Below are 665 nucleotides of genomic sequence, written 5' to 3' on the forward strand. Positions count from 1 at the left end.
TGCTCCTCTGGGTTCGGTGATTTTACTGTAGAGAAGTTTGGATCTGGTAACTCTTGTTCTTTTACAACTGTTACATCTGTAAATCCAACTTCTTTTAAACCACGGCGTACAGAAATATTTGATGTTCCGTGTAATGGTGTAAAGACGATTTTTAAGTCTTTACCGACCTTTTCCACCATTTCTTTATTAATGATGACATTGTTCAATTCTGCAGCATATGCATCATCTACTTCTTGTCCAATAATATGTAATAAACCGTCAGCTTTTAATTGCTCTACATCAGCGACTTCAACTGTTAATTCATCTTCTACTGCATTTACGTAGCTAATTAACTCATCTGCCTCTTTTGGAGGTAACTGTCCACCATCTTCACCGTATACTTTGTATCCGTTATATTCAGGCGGATTATGGCTTGCCGTAAGAACGATTCCACTTACTGTATGTAAATGACGAACTGCGAAAGAAAGTACTGGCGTTGGACGTAAGCTTTCAAACACATATGTTGTGATACCACGTGCACCAAGTGTAGCAGCAACTTCCATTGCAAACTCAGGTGATTTATGACGAGAATCATAGGCTACAACAACACCGCGTTTTTTCGCTTCCTCACCTAACTTTTCGATAAAGCTTACTAATCCTTTTGTTGCTTTACGAACTGTATATAC

1 pseudogene is annotated in these 665 nt (G+C 38.5%); it reads right to left on the reverse strand.

The features are described from left to right. Window positions 1–665: pseudogene (locus ACTFRY_RS29720) on the reverse strand (phospho-sugar mutase); the annotation flags it as partial.

It is taken from the genome of Bacillus cereus group sp. MYBK195-1 (assembly GCF_051916605.1).
Taxonomy (GTDB): domain Bacteria; phylum Bacillota; class Bacilli; order Bacillales; family Bacillaceae_G; genus Bacillus_A; species Bacillus_A cereus.